General features: G+C 71.0%; 12 protein-coding genes, 1 tRNA gene and 1 pseudogene. 7 read left to right on the forward strand and 7 right to left on the reverse strand.

Annotated elements, in window-relative coordinates:
* Positions 1-4 precede the first annotated feature (4 nt).
* The gene (locus LV75_RS10430; RefSeq protein ID WP_253886896.1) at positions 5-1,237 is read right to left on the reverse strand and encodes an MFS transporter; all 1,233 of its coding nucleotides are present in this window, start codon (positions 1,235-1,237) and stop codon (positions 5-7) included.
* Positions 1,238-1,663: 426 nt separating this feature from the next.
* Between LV75_RS10430 and LV75_RS10435 the strand changes: the two genes are divergently transcribed.
* Entirely contained in the window at positions 1,664-2,542 is an 879-nt protein-coding gene (locus LV75_RS10435; RefSeq protein ID WP_253886611.1) for an SDR family NAD(P)-dependent oxidoreductase, read from the forward strand.
* A gap of 1,569 nt (positions 2,543-4,111) precedes the next feature.
* On the forward strand, positions 4,112-5,305 hold the full coding sequence (locus LV75_RS35445; RefSeq protein WP_253886612.1) for a GGDEF domain-containing protein: 1,194 nt from the start codon (positions 4,112-4,114) through the stop codon (positions 5,303-5,305).
* 58 nt (positions 5,306-5,363) lie between these two features.
* On the opposite strand, the gene LV75_RS10445 is transcribed toward LV75_RS35445, so the two are convergent.
* The 3 genes from LV75_RS10445 to LV75_RS10455 form a co-directional block, all read right to left on the reverse strand.
* The gene (locus tag LV75_RS10445; protein WP_253886613.1) at positions 5,364-6,518 is read right to left on the reverse strand and encodes a lactate 2-monooxygenase; all 1,155 of its coding nucleotides are present in this window, start codon (positions 6,516-6,518) and stop codon (positions 5,364-5,366) included.
* Positions 6,519-6,581: 63 nt separating this feature from the next.
* Positions 6,582-7,085 (reverse strand): hypothetical protein, encoded by a 504-nt coding sequence (locus LV75_RS10450; RefSeq protein WP_253886908.1) that lies wholly within the window; start codon positions 7,083-7,085, stop codon positions 6,582-6,584.
* A gap of 80 nt (positions 7,086-7,165) precedes the next feature.
* The gene (locus tag LV75_RS10455; RefSeq protein ID WP_253886614.1) at positions 7,166-8,593 is read right to left on the reverse strand and encodes a tetratricopeptide repeat protein; all 1,428 of its coding nucleotides are present in this window, start codon (positions 8,591-8,593) and stop codon (positions 7,166-7,168) included.
* Positions 8,594-8,847: 254 nt separating this feature from the next.
* Here LV75_RS10455 and LV75_RS10460 point away from each other — a divergent pair.
* A pseudogene (locus LV75_RS10460) lies at positions 8,848-10,005 on the forward strand (multidrug effflux MFS transporter); the annotation flags it as partial.
* A gap of 21 nt (positions 10,006-10,026) precedes the next feature.
* Here the strand turns inward: LV75_RS10460 and LV75_RS10465 are convergent.
* Positions 10,027-11,943, reverse strand: coding sequence for an SDR family oxidoreductase (locus LV75_RS10465; RefSeq protein WP_253886615.1), 1,917 nt, complete (start codon positions 11,941-11,943; stop codon positions 10,027-10,029).
* Positions 11,944-12,012: 69 nt separating this feature from the next.
* Positions 12,013-12,216, reverse strand: coding sequence for a hypothetical protein (locus LV75_RS10470; RefSeq protein WP_253886616.1), 204 nt, complete (start codon positions 12,214-12,216; stop codon positions 12,013-12,015).
* A gap of 341 nt (positions 12,217-12,557) precedes the next feature.
* Between LV75_RS10470 and LV75_RS10475 the strand changes: the two genes are divergently transcribed.
* Complete coding sequence (locus LV75_RS10475) at positions 12,558-13,055, forward strand: PH domain-containing protein (protein ID WP_253886617.1); 498 nt, start codon at positions 12,558-12,560, stop codon at positions 13,053-13,055.
* Positions 13,052-14,518, forward strand: coding sequence for a PH domain-containing protein (locus LV75_RS10480; protein WP_253886618.1), 1,467 nt, complete (start codon positions 13,052-13,054; stop codon positions 14,516-14,518). The genes LV75_RS10475 and LV75_RS10480 overlap by 4 nt, the downstream gene beginning before the upstream one ends.
* Before the next feature lie 9 nt (positions 14,519-14,527).
* Here the strand turns inward: LV75_RS10480 and LV75_RS10485 are convergent, their stop codons facing one another.
* Entirely contained in the window at positions 14,528-16,006 is a 1,479-nt protein-coding gene (locus LV75_RS10485) for a glutamate-cysteine ligase family protein (protein WP_253886619.1), read from the reverse strand.
* Between the two features lie 130 nt (positions 16,007-16,136).
* On the opposite strand from LV75_RS10485, the gene orn reads away from it, so the two are divergent.
* Positions 16,137-16,742, forward strand: coding sequence for an oligoribonuclease (gene orn, locus LV75_RS10490; RefSeq protein ID WP_253886620.1), 606 nt, complete (start codon positions 16,137-16,139; stop codon positions 16,740-16,742).
* 72 nt (positions 16,743-16,814) lie between these two features.
* A tRNA-His gene (locus tag LV75_RS10495) sits at positions 16,815-16,887 on the forward strand.
* The last annotated feature ends 409 nt before the right edge of the window (positions 16,888-17,296 follow it).

Below are 17,296 nucleotides of genomic sequence, written 5' to 3' on the forward strand. Positions count from 1 at the left end.
CCGACTAGGCGGCTTCCTGGCGCCCGGGGGTGTCGTTGTCCGGCGTGCTGGGCTTGGCGGGCGCGGGAGCCTCGTGCAGCCGCGACCAGGCCACCGCCAGCGGGATGGCCAACACGACCCCCAGCAGGCCCGCGAGCGCGACCGTGTTCATCGCCGAGCCGATCAGCTCCGCCACCAGGCCACCCGCGGCGACGCCCAACCCCTGCGACACCCGCAACCCGGTCCTGGCCGCGCCGAACGCGCCGCCGCGGATCTCGTTGGGGACGATCGAGTTGAACACCGCCATGACGGTGATCTGGTACGCGCCGACCGCGCCCGCCAGCGCCAGCAGCACCAGCGCGGCGATCAGGTTCGGTTTCAAGGCGAACAGGACCAGCACACCCACCGACGCCGTCGCCAGCGCGCCGATCAGCTTGATCCGGTGCCGGTCGGGCACGAAACGCGAGATCAGGAACGTCCCCAAGATGAAGCCGAGTGGATCGGCGGCTAATAACCAGCCCACCGACTCCGGCGCCGCCCCCGCCTCTTGCGCCAAGGGGGCCGCGAGACCCTCGGGGATCACGGCGAGCCCAACAAGCCACGACAGCGACAACAGCACCCGGAGCCTGCGGTCGCCGAACACCCATTTGGCGCCGTCGAACCAGCCGTCGTCCTTGGACCCGGCGGGTGGGCGGTTGCGCACGTCGCGGTGCACGAGGATCGCGGCGACGGTGAACGTCCCCGCGTCGATGAGCAGCGTCCACGTGATGCCGATGGCGCCGATCAGCAGCCCACCGCCGCCGAGGCCGAGCAGCATCATCGTGTTGGTGGAGATGCCCCGCAGGTCCTGGCTGCGCAGGTACTGGGCGTCGTCGTCGGCGAAGACCTCGCGGGTCGTCGCGTTCTGCGCCGCGAGCGCGGGCGACTGCACCATCGGCACGATGATGACCAGGACGAACAGCACCCACAGCGGCACGCCGGGGATCGCCATCGTCGCGACCACCACCGCCTGGATGGCCGAGCACACCACCATCAGCGTGCGGCGGCGGTACCGGTCCGCGAGCTGCGAGAGGCCCAGTCCACCGGCGAGGGCGGGCAGGAAGGTCAAGGCGTAGATGCCCGCGGCGTAGAAGGCGGACCCGGTGCGCTCGTAGACCAGGATGGCCAGCGCCACGCGGGTGAGCTGGTCACCGGCGACGGACACCGCCTCGGAGATCCAGAGCGCGCGGAACTCCCGGTTCGCCAGAACCGTCCCCATGCCCGGCGCTGCTCGGCCCACGTGTGCTCCCGTCCGGCGGGTTCGTGGCCCGCTGGCTGTACTCCATCCTCCGCACCCCGGGGTCTGGGGGCGGTGAACCCGGTGCAGCTGCCGCTCGGTCATCGCGGCGTCGCACAGAGTACCGGCAGTATCGGCGCCGGATCGGCGCAGGTGAAGCATCCCGTGCCCGGAAAACCCGCTGATGCGCCCGTCCGGCGCAACGGGTGCGATCGGTGCGCCGCTACCCGTCGGGCTGAATGGACCACCGCGCTCGGCGCAGCCCCGTCGCCACTCGCCGCGCGGGCGCGCGGGGAGGCCCCCGGGGACCCAACACTGGCGTTGAGCCGGTGGCGGCAGCTCGACCGCCACCGCGGCGGTGTCGCCGCGGGATCGGGGCCGGCTCCAGGGGTGTGCGGGGAGAACGGCATGGACGGCAAGGCTGTCGTGGTGACCGGGGCCGGTCGGGGTTTGGGTGCGGCGTTCGCGGCGCACCTGGCGCGGGCGGGCGCGGCGGTGGTGGTCAACGACGTGGACGGCGCGGCGGCCAAGGGGGTCGCCGCGCGGATCCGGCGCGACGGCGGGGCGGCGGTGGCCAGCGGGCACAGCGTCGCCGACGCCGAGCAGGCCGAGGCCATCGTCGAGCTGTGCGCGGCGGAGTTCGGGGCGGTCGACGGCCTGGTCAACAACGCGGGCCTGACCTACGAGGCGCTGCCGTGGGAGGACGACCCGGCGCGGGCCCGCGCGGTGGTCGAGGTGAACGTGCTCGGGGTGATCTACACCGGACTGGCCGCGATCCGCAGGATGCGCGCCGCTGGCGGCGGGTCGATCGTCAACATCTCCTCCGGCGCCGCGCTCGGCCAGCGGACCATCGCCAGCTACGCGGCCAGCAAGGGCGCTGTGTCCTCGCTCACCTGCTCCTGGGCGCTGGACCTGGAGGACTGCGGCATCCGGGTGAACGCGGTCTGCCCGAAGGCGTACACCAGGATGGTGTGGACCTCGCAACGGGCATCGCGGCACACACCGCCCGAACGCACCCCGGAGCTCATCGCCCCGCTGGTGCACTTCCTGCTCGACGAGCGCTCGGCGGGCATCACCGGACAGATCGTGCGGTGCACCGGCCCTGAGTTGCACATCGTCGGTCAACCGACCTTCAAAGCGCCGATCCTGCACCGCGACGCGTGGGACGTGGAGGGCGTCGCCACCGCGTTCGCCGAGGTCCTCGGCGGTCACCTGGAGCCCTACGGGCTGGAGAAGCGGCTGCCGCCGCGACTGCGCAAGTGGCTCGTGCCCGTGCGCAGCGCGTGACCATCGACCCGCACGAGCGGGTGGTCACTTCCCTCGATCGGCTGCCGCGCGGCTGTGCCGAATGCCGCAGCCGGGTAGTCGACACGTCCGAGTAGTGTCGTGCTCCATTCGGGCGCTGCTTGGCGTAGCGGGGTCGCTACTGTCGGCGCAGGACGTACCGTGGGGACAGTGACACGCGGGACGGTCGCGCGGGCTCGGCACGGCCCCGTGACACACCGCGTGACCGGTGGGCGATGTTACGGACGAGCGGTCGTCGACCGCGCCGGGGCGAGTGGCCCGGGTGGACGGACAACCCCTCGGGCACGCGGACGTCTCAGTGGACGTTCGCACGGCGTGGACGCGGGTGCGGCACGGGTTCGGAGGAAGGGAGGGCGGGCGTTGGGGCTCACCGATCGCGGCGACGCGCACGGCGCGCCGCTCCCCGGCGTGCCGCCTCTTCCCGCGGCGGACCATTCCGATGGGGACACGGGACAACCTGACAGCACGAGCGCTGACAGCACGAGCGGGTCTACCAGTCACGGCTACGCATCGGGCACTCCTGCCGGTGTTGGTCTTGCGGGGCACGGTCTTGCCGGGCGCGGTCTTGTCGGGCACACGGGGGACGAACTCGGGGTCACCAGTCGCGGGAACGCATCCCAGGCTCCTTCTTCTGCCGCGGATCGCGGATCGGTCGTTGTGGACGGCCACGGTGCTGTTGGGGTCACCAGTCGCGAGAACGCATCGCAGACTCCTTTTGTGGATCGCGCTTCGGTCGATGTGGGGGGTGTCGGTGCGGTAGGGCTCACCAGTCGCGAGAGCGCATCCCGGGCTCCTTCTCGTGTCGATCGCGCGTCGGTCGGTGTGGTCGGCGTTGCTGGGGTGGGGTTCACCAGTCGCGAGACATCGGGGACTCCTGCTCGTGTCGATCGGACTTCGGTCGATGTGGACGGACGTGCGGTTGGGTTCACCAGTCGCGGGACATCCGGGGCTCCTTCGGTGGGGGCTTGCGGGACTGAGGTCAACGGAACGGCGGTCACCAGTCGCGAGAACGCACAGGAGGCTCCTTCGGGGGTTTTTGTCGGTTCGATGGGGGATGCTGTGGACGCATCGAGTGCCTGGGTCACCAGTCGCGGGAACGCATCTGCCGCTGCTCCTCTGCTCGAAGTGGACTCGGCAGGCGGGGCTGCCGATAGGTTGGACGGTGTGGCTGTCCCCTCGGACCGGTCACCTGCCACGGGGGCGGGGGTCTCGGGGGACGGGGGAGTCACCAGTCACGCGACCGCATCGGACACACCTCCAAGGGGATCCACGCTGGACGAAACGTTCGACAGGCCGGAAGGTGACGCCGCGGCGGCGAATCGCAACCGTGGCGCCGCCGGTGTTGGCGAGCCCGAGTCGGCTCCGCACGGGGGTCGGCCCCGCGCGACCGGGCGGGCCCGCTCCCGCCGCGCGTGGACGCGGGGACCGGGCAAGCTCCGGATCCGTTCACGGCTAAGTGTGACCGACTCGCTGCGCACTGAACACCCTTCGTCTCGGCGGTGGTTCAGGTCGTGGGGGCTGTGGTCGCTGCCGACCCCCGCCCTCCGCTATGTGATCATCTTCGAACTCCTCGCCGTCGCCGCGGTCGTGCTCGCCTGCCTCACCGACGTACCACCGACGACGGCGCACTGGCGCTGGTTCGCCGTTCTCGTCGGCGCGGGCGCCGTGCACCTCTGGCTGACCCGCCGCACCGAGGAGACCCGCCGCGACAGCGGCACCGGTCCGCACATGGACACCAGCGTCGTCTGGATCCTGCCCGCGATGGTGCTGCTGCCCGCCTGGATGGCCGTGCTGTCGATGCTGCTGCTGCGCGTCCAGCTCTACCCGGTCGCCCGCCGCCCGCTCTACCGCTACACCTTCGGCACCGCGGGCATCCTGGTCGCCGCGCTGGGTTCCTTCGCCGTCGTCCGACTGGCCGGTGTGGACGTGACCAGCGCGTTCAGCGCCCGCGACGCCCTCGTGCTCGCCCTGGCCGGGCTCACCTACTTCGTGATCAACGCCATCGCCATCGGCGGGGTCATCGCGCTGTCCACACCGCAACCGACCTGGACGGTCGTCGTCGGCACCCGCCGCGACAACGCCATGGCGGCGCTGACGGTCTGCCTGGGTGCCCTCGCCGCGCTCGCCGTCGCGCACGCGTGGCTGGCGCCGCTGTTCGTGGTCCCGCTGCTGTGCGCCCTGGACTGGGGTGCCCTGCAGATCGAGAACCTGCGCGGCGACGCCCGCACCGACCACAAGACCCAGTTGCTCAACAGCCGCGGCTGGCACGAGCAGGCGGGTCGCGAACTCGCCCGCTCCCGGCGGCTGCGCACCACCCTGGCCGTCGCGGTGCTCGACCTGGACCACTTCAAGCACGTCAACGACACCTGGGGCCACCCGGCAGGCGACGCGGTCCTGCGCGCGGTCGGGCGGGTCCTGCGCGAAACCACCCGCCAAGGCGATGTCGTGGGCCGCTTCGGCGGTGAGGAGTTCGTGCTCCTGCTGCCCGACACCGACCTCGAAGGCGCCGCCCAGGTCGCCGAGCGCATCCGCAAGGGCGTGGCGGCCATGCAGGTGGCCGCGACCGACAAGCGCGGTCAGCCGGTCGTCATCAGCGACCGCACCACCTCGATCGGCGTGACCGCGGCGTCCGGCCTCGACCTCGACACCCTGCTCCGGCGCGCCGACGCGGCCGTCTACGAGGCCAAGCACGGCGGCCGCAACCAGGTGCGAGTGGCCGATCTCACATCCGAGATCTCGGCCTAGTCCACCCAGCGGTCAGGTTCGGGCGCTGTCAACCTCAGCGCTGTCAGACACGGCGCTGTCAGACACGGCGCAGCGCGTCGGGAGTTAGTTCTGCCGGGGTGCGGTAGCCGGAGAGGCCCAAGGTGAGGTCAAGGTCGGCTAGAAGGCTGCGTACCGCGTGGCGGACGCCTGCCTCGCCAGCCAGTGCGAGGCCGTAGACGTAAGGGCGGCCGAGGAGAACGGCCTTGGCTCCGAGAGCCAGCGCTTTGAGGACGTCAGCGCCGGTACGGATACCTGAGTCGAAGAGGACCTCTAGGCGATCGCCGACGGCTTGGGCGATTTCGGGCAGGGCGTCCAGGGCAGCCAACGCGCCATCGACCTGCCTGCCCCCGTGGTTGGAGACGATGACCGCGTCCATCCCCTCGTCGGCGGCTCGACGGGCGTCGTCGACGTGCTGGATGCCCTTGAGCGCGATGGGGCCGTCCCAGTGCTCGCGGAGGAACGCGAGTTGGTCCCACCGCTTGTCGGTACCGGTGAAGAGGGACACCCAGCGCAGGATCGCCATGGGCTGGTCGTCCTCCGGGGACTTCTCGAGCCCGGCGCGGAACGCGGGGTCGGTGAAGGCGTTGGCGACGCCGGAGGCGCGCAGGAACGGCAGGTACGCCTGGTCGAGGTCGCGCGGGCGCCAGGCCAGGGTCCAGGTGTCGAGGGTGACCACGAGCGCGGTGTACCCGGCGGCCTCGGCGCGGCGCAGGAGGCTGGCGCAGACCTCGGGGTCGTTGGGCCAGTAGAGCTGGAACCAGCGCGGCCCCCCGGCGGCGGCGACGTCCTCCAGCGGGTACGACGACGCGGTCGAGAGCACGATCGGCACGTCGAGCGCGGCCGCCGCGCGGGCGGTCGCCACCTCGCCGTCGGGGTGGACGATCGACTGGACGCCGATCGGGGCCAGCAGCACCGGGGCAGGCAGGGCGGTGCCCAGGACCGTGGTGGACAGGTCGCGGGTGGTGGCGTCGGTGAGCACCCGGGGCACAATCCGCCAGCGGGCGAACGCCTCGCGGTTGGCGCGCGCGGTGTCACCGGACCCGGCGCCGCCCGCCACGTAGCCGAACGGGCCGGGCTCCATCCTGGACTCGGCGACCGACTCCAGCCGGGTGGCGTCGGTGGTGAACGGCGGCACGTGGTCGGCCAGGCCCTGGAGGTAGATCTCGTTCTGGTACTGCGCGTGCTCTGCCATCGCCACCCTCACCGTCCGGGGTCGTCCGAGCGCGGTGAGGGTGGCACCGCGCTCGGCCCGGCGCTAGCGCGGTCCGAACCCCTGCTGCGGCTGGCCACCCTGCGCGGGCGGGGCGAAACCGGACTGCGCGGGTGGGGGGAAGCCAGCCTGGGCGGGCGGGGCGAACCCGGGCTGCGCGGGCGGGAAACCGGGCTGCGGGGCGTAACCGGGCTGGGCAGGGTAACCGGGCTGCTGTTGCTGCGCGGGGTAGCCGGGCTGCGCCGGGTAGCCACCCTGGACGGGCTGCTGCGCCGGGTAGCCGGGCTGAGGCTGGAAGCCCTGCTGCTGCGGCGGCGCGTAGGACTGGCCGGGCGGCGGCGGGAGGACCGGGGCCTGCTGCTCGTCGGACTTGTCCCTGCTGAACAGGGTGGCCAGCAGCAGCACGAGCAGGCCGAGCGCACCGATGCCCAGGCCCGCGCCCGGCTGGTACGAGTCGGCCCAGGAGACGATGCGGAACTGGATGTCGGTGAAGCTGAGCAACGCCGAACCGAACCCGTAGACCATGAGCAGAGCGGCTAAACCACGCACGATAATTCCCCTAGTGACGCCGGTGAAATCCGCGGCGACCCCCGCGCGCGGTTCCCCCATCGAAAACTGACCCGCGCACCTTATCGGGAGGCGACGCGTATTCGCCAGAGCCCGAACCACGAGACCGCCGAGGCGGCGAGACCGAGCAGCAGCGCGGGGACCAGCAGGTGCGTGCCGAGCACGCCGAACGCCAGCGTGAGCGTCCAGACACCCAGCATGACCAGGCCGGACAGCAGCAGCACCGCGCCGGTGGCGATGAGCGGGACCCGGTCGGCGAGTTCGCGCGGGGTGGGCCGTTCGGCCGCCGGAATGGCGCGGTAACCAAAAGCGGTGGCTCCGGTGACGAACAGCAATAACGCGAGGGCGAACCACACCAGCAGCGGGCTGGGCAGCGGCATTCCGGCGACCAATAGGACAAATCCCCCCACGGTCAGCCAGCCTGCTGAGCGGCGGAGAATCAGCCACAGCGACACCCGGCGGGAGCGGGTGAACGCGATCGGCTCGCCCGCGCCGGTCCGCGCGGGCTTGGTGAAGTCCGGGCGGGCGGGCTCGGGGGGCGTCGGGTGCGCGGGTTCGGTGACGACCGGTCCCGGGGTGCCCGGCTCGTCGGCGAGCGGGATCTCCCGGGTGCGCTTGCGCGGTCGCCGGGTGCCGTTGAGCGGCCTGCCCGGCGTGTCGCCCCGGCCGGGGCGCACCGAGAAGGTCTCCGGCTGCGGCTCGGCGACGACCTGGATGATCGGCTCGATCTCCACCTCGTCCGGCTTGGCCTGCACCGGCCACACCGCCGACATCCGGTCCTGCCACTCGGACTCGACCGTCCACGGCGCCCGCTCCTGCGCCTCGGGCCGCACGTCGATCACGACGGGCTCGACAGCTGGTTCCACGTAGTCCCCCGTGCCGTTGGCGAGTCTGCGGGCGAACCCGCCGGTGGCCGAGACGCTGCGCCGGGTCGGTGCCTGGGGCAGTTCGTCCAGCTTGGCGATGACCTCGGCGTTGCCGGGGTCGAGCAGCAGCGCGTCGGTGTAGGCGCGGCGGGCGAGTTCGGTGTCGTGCGCGCGGGCGGCCGCGCCGCCCAGCACCTCGTGCACCCTGGGCACCTCCGGGGCCGCCTCGACCGCGCGCAACGCGATCTCCAGCGACTCCTCCGGCTCCGACGGGCCGAGCACCTCCGAGAGGGTGACCAGCGAGCGCCAGTCGCCGGGGTCGCGGCGGGCGGCCTCGCGCGCGGACACCACGGCCTCGTCGTGGCGGCCCATCTCGGCCAGCGACAGGCTGGCGAGCCGGTGCGCCCAGGAGCGCTCGCCGAGGGTGATGGCGCGCTTGGCGGCGTCCAGGCAGAGCTGGTAGTCGCCCGCGTCCAGCAGCGCGGCGGCCAACCGGCACCAGGCCTCGGAGTGGTCCGGGTGGGTCACCAGCAGCGGTCGCAGCAGCTCCACGGCCGCCTCGGGGCGTCCGGCGGCGGTGAACCGCGCGGCGTCGACCAGCACCGCGTCGATCGACTCGGCCATGGCACCCTCCCGCTCCTGGGGCCTGCAGTCTGTCAAGCCTCCGGTCGGATCAGCGGCGACGCGCGCGGACCGGTCACGAATGGCGACACCAGTGTCCTCCGCCCAGGTGACTAATTCACCCGTTTACCGCCAACCACACCCGAGTGGCCGCATCCGCTCACCCGCACGCGTGACTACGCACCGCCACGTGGTGTTCGTCCTATCGGCCTACCTTTTGCTCACCGATCCCGCGGCCGGGTTCCTAGACTCGGCTGATGTCCGCCCCGCCCAGGATCTCCCGGGTCCGCCTCGCGCTCGTCCTGGGCGGCCTGTCGGCCTTCGGCCCGCTGTCGATCGACATGTACCTGCCCGCGTTCCCCGAGCTGGCCACCAGTCTGGGCACCGGTCCGGCGCAGGTGCAACTGACGCTCACCACCTTCATGATCGGCCTCGCCGTCGGCCAGGTGGTGGCCGGGCCGCTGTCGGACTCGCTGGGCAGGCGGGGGCCGCTGCTGGTCGGCCTCGGCCTGTACGTGGTCAGCTCGCTGGTGTGCGCGGTCGCCCCGTCGGTGTACACCCTGGTGGGGCTGCGGTTCGCGCAGGGTGTCGCGGCCGCCGCGGGGGTGGTGATCGCCAGGGCCGCGGTGCGCGACGTGTTCTCCGGGGCGGCGATGGCCCGCTTCTTCTCGGCGCTGATGCTGGTCAACGGCCTCGGCCCGCTGCTGGCGCCGGTCATCGGCGCCCAGGTGCTGCGCTGGACGTCGTGGTCGGGGATCTTCGTGGTGCTCGCCTGCTTCGGCGCGGCGCTGCTCGTGGCGACCCTGGTGTGGCTGCCCGAGACGCTGCCCAGGGACCACCGGGGCCCGGCGCGGCTGGGCCGCACGCTGCGGACCTTCGTCCGGATCGGCTCGGACCGCACGTTCGTGGCCTACGCGGTGTCGGCGGGCTGCGTGCTCGCGTCGATGTTCGCCTACATCGCCGGGTCGTCGTTCGTGCTGCAGGACATCCACGGGCTCGGCCCGCGCCAGTACAGCCTGGTTTTCGCGGCGAACGCGCTGGGCATCATGCTCGTCGCCCAGCTGAACTCGCTGCTGCTGCGCTGGACCCAGCCCCGCGCGCTGCTGGTGGCCGGGTTGGTCGTCGGCGCGGTCGGTGGGTTGGGGGTGCTGGTCGCGGTGGCCGCGGACCTGGGGCTGTGGTGGCTGCTGGCGGCGCTGTTCGTGTCGGTGTCGAGCGTGGGCATGATCAGTCCGAACTCGACGGCGCTCGCGCTGGCCGAGCACGGGCGCGACGCGGGGGCGGCCTCGGCGCTGATCGGGGTGCTGCAGTTCGTCATCGGCGGCATCGCCTCGCCGCTGGTCGGCCTGGGCGGCGGGCACACGGCGCTGCCGATGGCGATCGTGATCGCCGTGCTGTCGGTCGGCGGGATCGCCACCTTCGCGCTGATGCGGCCGTCAGCGCCGCAGTCCGCGCCAGAGCGGGCGGACGAGGGCGGTGGCGAGGACGGGCAGGGGGCGCTCGGGGCGGGTCCTGGCCTCGGGGGCGGACTCGCCGGTGAGCCGGTAGGCGATGTTGAGGATCTGGCGAGCCAGGCCGGGTGCGAACACCCGAAGTAGTTCCATCGCGAATCCCTCGGGCCGTTGGACGACCTCCGCCTCGCTCGTCAGCGCACGCACGATCAGTTTCGCGGCTGTCTTGGGCGATGTGGCTGGGACGCCCTTATAGGCGTCGGTTGCGCCGATCATCGGTGTGCGGACCAAGGGCATGCGGACGGCGCAGATTGTCACGCCGTCGGTGAGCAGCTCGCGGCCCGCTGCGCGACCGAACGCTTCTAGAGCGCCCTTTGACGCCAGGTAGGCGGAGAAGCGTGGAGTGTCTGTCTGCAGTCCCATGGTGGTGACGTTGACGATCCGACCGAAGCCTCGTGCGCGCATTCCGGGGAGGAGGCCGAGAGTGAGGCGCAGTGGCGCGAAGTAGTTCAAGGCCATGGTGCGTTCGTAGTCATGAAGCCGGTCAACAGATAGATGGACAGCGCGTCGGATAGACCTGCCTGCGTTGTTGACGAGCATGTCGACGACGCCGAGTTCCTTGACTAGCGCGTCGACCGCATCCGAGTCCGTTAGGTCGCACGGATGGATGGACGCTGTGCCCCCGGTCCGTTCGATCTCTTCGCGGACCTCTTCCAGTTCGACCTGCCTGCGGGCGACGAGGAGTACGGTCGCCCCGCGATTGCCAAGCATCAACGCGGTTTCCCTGCCGATGCCGCTAGAGGCGCCGGTGACGACGATTCGCCTACCGCGCAGGGAATCCGCGTTGTGCCAGGCACGCTCCGGATCGAGGTGCTCCGCCCAGTACCGCACGAGAACTTCGGCGTAGGTGGCGAAGTCCGGGAGAGCGATTCCTCCGAGGGCCTCGACGGTCGCGGTCGAGTCGAACACCGTCGGCAGGTCCAAGTGCGGAAGGACCTCTCCTGGCACACCAAGCTCGTTCAAGACGGCGGCAGGGACAGGCCTAACCGCGCGAATCCTGGGTAATCTGACCGGCAGGGTCACCCGAACCCGAGGTGCGCCAACGGCTCTAGCGAGTGCGTTGAACACATCAGTGACGCTCTGCCGACCGTTGTGCGTGAGGTGATAGGTCGAACCCGAAGGCGCGTCGATGTGCATGAGGTGCGCCATGGCGTCCACGACATAGTCGACCGGGACGACGTTGGTGCCACCCAAGTCCGGTAGCACCAACGGCAACACTTGGGGCAGCCGCGCGAGGCGTGTCAAGGCAGGGAGGAAGTAGTAAGGGCCGTCGACCTTGTCCATCTCGCCTGTGCGCGAGTCGCCGACCACCGCCGCGGGGCGATAGACGCGGAACGGCACCCTGCCCTGTTCGCGGACCAGACGCTCGGCCGCGAACTTCGTGGCGTGGTACGGCGAGTGGTGGCGCTGTCCCAGGTCGAAGTCGCGTTCGGTGAAGCGGCCCCGGTGATCGCCCGCCACCGCGATCGACGACACGTGGTGGAACACGCCGGCGCCTACCGCCGCCGCGAACTCCAGCGCGTGCCGGGTACCCGCCACGTTGGTGCGGTCGTTGTCCTCGGCGGAGGCGGTGAAGTCGTACACCGCGCCTAAGTGCACGACGTGGTCGACAGCGCCGGACAGGTCCGCCGGATCCAGGCCGAGACCGGGCTCGGAGAGGTCGCCGATGACCGGTATGACCAGGTCCGGGCGGGACCACCGGCTCGCGGCAGCGGCATAGCGGTCCATCGAACGCTGCCGGACAAGTACGTGCACCGCGCTCGTGCCTGCCCGTGCGACGAGCCGCTCGACCAGCCTGCGGCCGAGGAACCCGGTAGCCCCGGTGACGAAGTAGGTTGCCACGCTGTGCCTCCTAGACCCCTGCGCCCTTGCGGCGTGGGGTCCGACATTACCTACTCTGGAGTAGGAAACCTACTCCTCGGCGTCGACGGTGGCGTCCACCACCGCGTCGCGCAGCGCCGCGCGCAACCGCCCGATGTCCAGCGGCGAGAAGATCGCGGTCTCGCCGGGCGGCGCCACCAGCACCACCCGGCCGCCGCGCACGAAGACCGTCACGTCCCGCTTGCGACCGGCGATGTCGCGACAGCTGACCGCCCACTCCCTGTGGCTGTTCACCCGCACCTACCTCTCCACCCCCGACCCATCGGGTCGCACCAACCCGGCACGGTGGTGACGGGGACGGTAACGACCCGTGACGACAAAAGTGACGTGATCTCAAGATTTACCCGGACGTCGCGGCGACCGGTTGCTCGCTAACACGCCCCCGCGCGCCGCCACCCCGGTCGTCGCCGACCGCGCCCACCCGGGTTCGCCGCCGCGGTGCGGTCGGATTGCCGCGATCGCCGAACTTCCTTCGACCCGCCTCGCCGGGGGCATTCGGGTGCGCGGTCCGGATGACCCCCGGGTGATACCGGAGTCGGACGTCCAGGCATTCCGGGCGCGGGCAGACTGAGGGGGTGAGCGAGTCGGAGTGGCGGTTGCGGGCGCCCGCGAACCTGGTCAGCAAGCGGGCCGTTCTGCTGTGGACACTGCGGGCGGTGATCTTCTGGGTGGTCGTCGTCGGCGCCCAGGGCGTCGTGCTGCTCGTCGTCGACGGGGCGCCGACCTGGCTGCGCGCCACCATGGTGGTCGCGGCGGTGGTCGGGGTCGTGCACGCGCTGGTGATGCCCAGGTGGCGCTACCGGGTGCACCGCTGGGAGACGACCGGGGACGCCGTGTTCACCAGGAGCGGGTGGATCAGCCAGGAGTGGCGGCTGGCCCCGATCTCGCGGATCCAGACCGTCGACACCGCGCGCGGCCCGCTGCAGCAGCTGCTGAACCTGTCCACGATCACCGTCACCACCGCCTCCGCCCAGGGCCCGCTGAGGGTGGAGGGCCTCGACGCCGAGGTGGCGGCGCGGGTGGTCGACGAGTTGGCCGCCACCACCCAGGCGACCCCGGGCGACGCCACGTGAGCGCACCGGAGTGGGGCAGGCTGGACCCGAGGATGATCGTGGTGCGGCCGCTCAACGAGCTGATCGGGTTGCTCCCACCGCTGGCCGCGCTGGTGTTCTTCGGCGACTTCGACACCTGGCGGGTGATCACCAGCTTCGGTGTCGTCGGGCTGGTCATCGGCTACGGCCTGCTGTCCTGGTTGACCACCAAGTACCGGATCACCGACAGCCAGGTCGAACTGCACAAGGGCGTGGTGTTCCGGCAGCGCAGGTCCATCCCGCGCGACCGCATCCGCACCGTCGACCTGACCGCGAAGCTCGGACACCGCCTCTTCCGCCTGTCCGCCGTCCGCGTCGGCACCGGTCAACAGGAACGCACCCCCGGCGAGGGAACCGTCACTCTTGACGCTGTCACCGCTGTTGAGGCTGAGCGTCTGCGGCAGGCCCTACTGCGCAAGACAGAGCATGTCGAGGACGCGGACGAGGAGGGCGTGACCATCGCCTCGCTCGACACGCGGTGGTACCGGTACGCGCCGTTGACGCTGTCCGGGTTCATCTCGATCGGCATCGTCATCGGCTTCCTGATGAACCTGGTCAACGAACTCGATCTGCGGTTCTCCGAGGTCGGCTTCTTCCGCAGGGCCCTCCATTGGCTCAGCAGCGCGGAGCCTGCGACGGTCGTACCTGTCGTAGCCGGGTTCGCGATAGTCCTGTCGGTGCTGGCATCCCTTGCCGGTTACCTGCTGCAGAACCACAACTACCGCCTCACCCGCCAATCAGACGGCACAGTTCGCGTCCGCCGAGGGCTGCTGACCACTCGCTCGGTCTCCATCGAAGAGAAGCGTCTCCGGGGCGCGGTGCTCCACGAACCGCTGCTGCTACGTGCAGGTGGCGGCGGCAGGGTTACCGCCGTGACAACGGGCCTGAACAAAGTGGGTGGCAGCAGCCTCCTCTTGCCCCCGGCCCCGCGACCCGAAGCCGACCGTGTCACCGCCGATGTACTCGCGGTCGCCGATACGCCTACCGCCAGCCCACTCACGCAGCATCCAGCGCGGGCCAAGACTCGGCGGATCATCAGAGCGGTAGTGCCAACAGTGGTAATCGCCGCTGTTCTCTTGGCATTGGCCGAAACGGCTGATTGGCCTACCTGGCTCTGGATCGTCGCAGCGGTCCTAGTACCCGTCTCCGCCTTGGTAGCCCTAGACCGCTACCGAGCTCTAGGACACAGCCTCACCAACGACTACCTAGTAGCTCGCTCTGGCTCTCTAGACCGCCGCACTGTTGCCTTGCGCCGCGACGGCATCATCGGCTGGAAGCTCACCCGCACCCTCTTCCAACGCCGGGCGCGGGTCTTCACCCTCACTGCCGTCACCGCGGCGGGCTCGGGCGGTTATTCGGTGCTCGACATCGGCGACGAGCAGGGACTCGACCTCGCGGAGGCGGCGATCCCGGGGTTGATCGGGCAGTTCCTGATCAGGGGCTAGGGAGCCTGATCAGGGGATGGGCCAGGTGTGCACGGGTTCGTTGCTGTGCATGTGCTCCCGGTATAGCCCCACCATCTCGCGCAGGGCACCCCAGCGGTCCACCGAGGTCGCGGCCTCCAGCGACCGCACCGCCGCCACCTGCCACGTCGCGCCGTTGCGGCCGGTGATGCAGCGCTGCTCGATCACCCCGAGCAGCCGGTCCCGGTCGCCCGGGTCCACGCCCCACGCGTCGAGGCCCTCGTAGGCCAGCGGCAACAACCTGCGCAGCACCAGCTCGGTCACCGGGACCTCGCCGACCCCCGGCCAGTAGACCCGGGAGTCGATGCCGTTGCGGGCCGCGGTGTGGAAGTTGTCCTCGGCCGCCGCGAAGCTCATCTGGGTCCACAACGGCCGGTCCTGGTCGGCCAGCGCGCGCACCAGCCCGAAGTACAGCGCCCCGTTGGCCATCGTGTCGACCACCGACGGCCCCGCGGGCAGCACCCGGTTCTCCACCCGCAGGTGCGGCCGCCCGTTGACCACGTCGTAGATCGGCCGGTTCCACCGGTAGATGGTCCCGTTGTGCAGCCGCAGCTCGTGCAGCTCCGGGATGTCGCCCCTGGCCAGCACCTCGGCCGGGTCCTCGTCGTCGGTCAGCGGCAGCAGCGCCGAGTAGTACTGGGCGTTCTCCTCGAAAAGGTCGAAGATCGAGGTGATCCACCGGTCGCCGAACCACACCCGCGGCCGCACGCCCTGCGCCTTGAGCTCGTCCGGGCGGGTGTCGGTCGCCTGCTCGAACAGCGCGACCCTGGTCTCGGCCCACAGGTGCTTGCCGAACAGGTACGGCGCGTTGGCCCCCAGCGCCACCTGCACCCCGGCCACCACCTGGCTGGCGTTCCAGAACCGGGCGAAGTCCTCCGGCGCGACCTGCAGGTGGTACTGCACGCTGGTGCACGCGCTCTCCGGGGCGATCGAGTCGGCGGTGGCCGCCAACCGCTCCACCCCGCCGATGTTGATCTCCAGGTCCTCGCCGCGGGCCGCCAGCACCTGCTCGTTGAGCAGCCGGTAGCGCGGGTTCGCCGACAGCACCCCGGTCCCCACCTGCTCGACGCGCAACGTGGGCAGGATCCCGACCATCACGATGTGCGCGTCCAGCCGCGACGCCTTGCTCTCCGCCTCGTTCAGGTCCGCGCGCACCAGCCGCTCGAACGCGCCCAGCCCACCCGGCCCCAACCGCTGCGGCGGCAGGTTGATCTCGATGTTGAACCGGCCCAGCTCGGTCTGGAACGCCGGGTCCGCGATCGCCGCCAGCACCTGGTCGTTGCGCATCGCCGGGTCACCGCGCCCGTCGACCAGGTTCAGCTCGATCTCCAGCCCCGCCATCGGCCGCCCCGACTCGAACCGGGACTCGGCGAGCATCTGCGCGAACACGTCCAGGCAGCGGCGCACCTTCTGCCGGAACCGAGCCCGGTCGGCCCTGGTGAACTCGGTGGACTCGACGTCCTTGCCCATGCGACCAAGCGTGATCCATCGCCGGTCAACCCGCCACAGGGCGTACTCCAACCGGCCCAACCCGCCCCGCCCGCGGGCACCGGCGGCGGGCGCGCGGGCGGGCGGCGCGCCGCGGGCTAAGCTCCCGCAGGTGACCGACCGGCTGGTGTGGATCGACTGCGAGATGACCGGACTCGACCTGGGCCGCGACGCCCTGATCGAGATCGCCGCCCTGGTGACCGACTCCGAGCTCACCATCCTGGGCGAGGGGATCGACCTGGTCATCCACGCCGACGAGGCCAGCCTGGCGGGGATGCCCGACGTGGTGCGCGACATGCACGCCCGCTCCGGCCTCACCGAGGAGGTCCGCGCCTCCACCCTCACCGTCGCCGAGGCCGAGCGCCAGGTCCTCGACTACATCCGCGGCTGGGTCCCCGAGGCCAGGGTGGCCCCCCTGTGCGGCAACTCCATCGCCACCGACCGCGGCTTCATCGCCCGCGACATGCCCGCCCTCGACGCCCACCTGCACTACCGCATGGTCGACGTGTCCTCCATCAAGGAACTCACCCGCCGCTGGTACCCGCGGGTCTACTACGCCCAGCCCGACAAGGGCCTCGCGCACCGGGCACTGGCCGACATCCGCGAGTCGATCCGGGAGCTGCGCTACTACCGGGGAACGGCGTTCGTGGCGCAGCCCGGCCCCACCACCGAAGAGGCCAGGGCGGTCGCCGAAGCGGTCTCCACCCCCAACCCGTAACCGGTTTCAACCCGCCCAACCCGGCACGCTATGCTGTTCCGGCACCAAGGCCCCCGGGTCGAAGTGCACGTGGTGGGTGTAGCTCAGTTGGTAGAGCACCTGGTTGTGGTCCAGGAAGTCGCGGGTTCAAGTCCCGTCACTCACCCTCGGCGAAGGCGATCTGTGTCCGCGGAGTGCGCGGACCTGGGTCGCCTTCCGTCATATCTGGGGGGCGACCCCCCAGACCCCCACGGTGCGATCACTCTCGACCCGGCGTGGCTCGCTCGGGCCTATCGGCCTGTGCGTCGAATGGGGTTGTCGCCCACGGTGCGATCACCCTCGACCCGGCGTGGTTCGTTCGACCTTCGGTCGTCGCTGTCGTGGGTGGGAAAATTTCGGGGGGAAAGTAAAGGCGGGGGGAGGGGTGGGCCGTTTGGGGGAGTGGGGGTGTTCGGAGGGTGGGGAAATTTGTTCGGAGAGCGGAAGGGTGGGGTGGGGGGTGGTGAGGTGGGCAACCAAACCACTGGCGGGTGGAAAAGTGCTGGTTGGGCGGTAGGTGCCGGGTTTCAACCAGA

Origin of the sequence: Actinokineospora diospyrosa (genome assembly GCF_024171925.1) — a bacterium.
GTDB classification, from domain to species: Bacteria; Actinomycetota; Actinomycetes; order Mycobacteriales; family Pseudonocardiaceae; genus Actinokineospora; species Actinokineospora diospyrosa.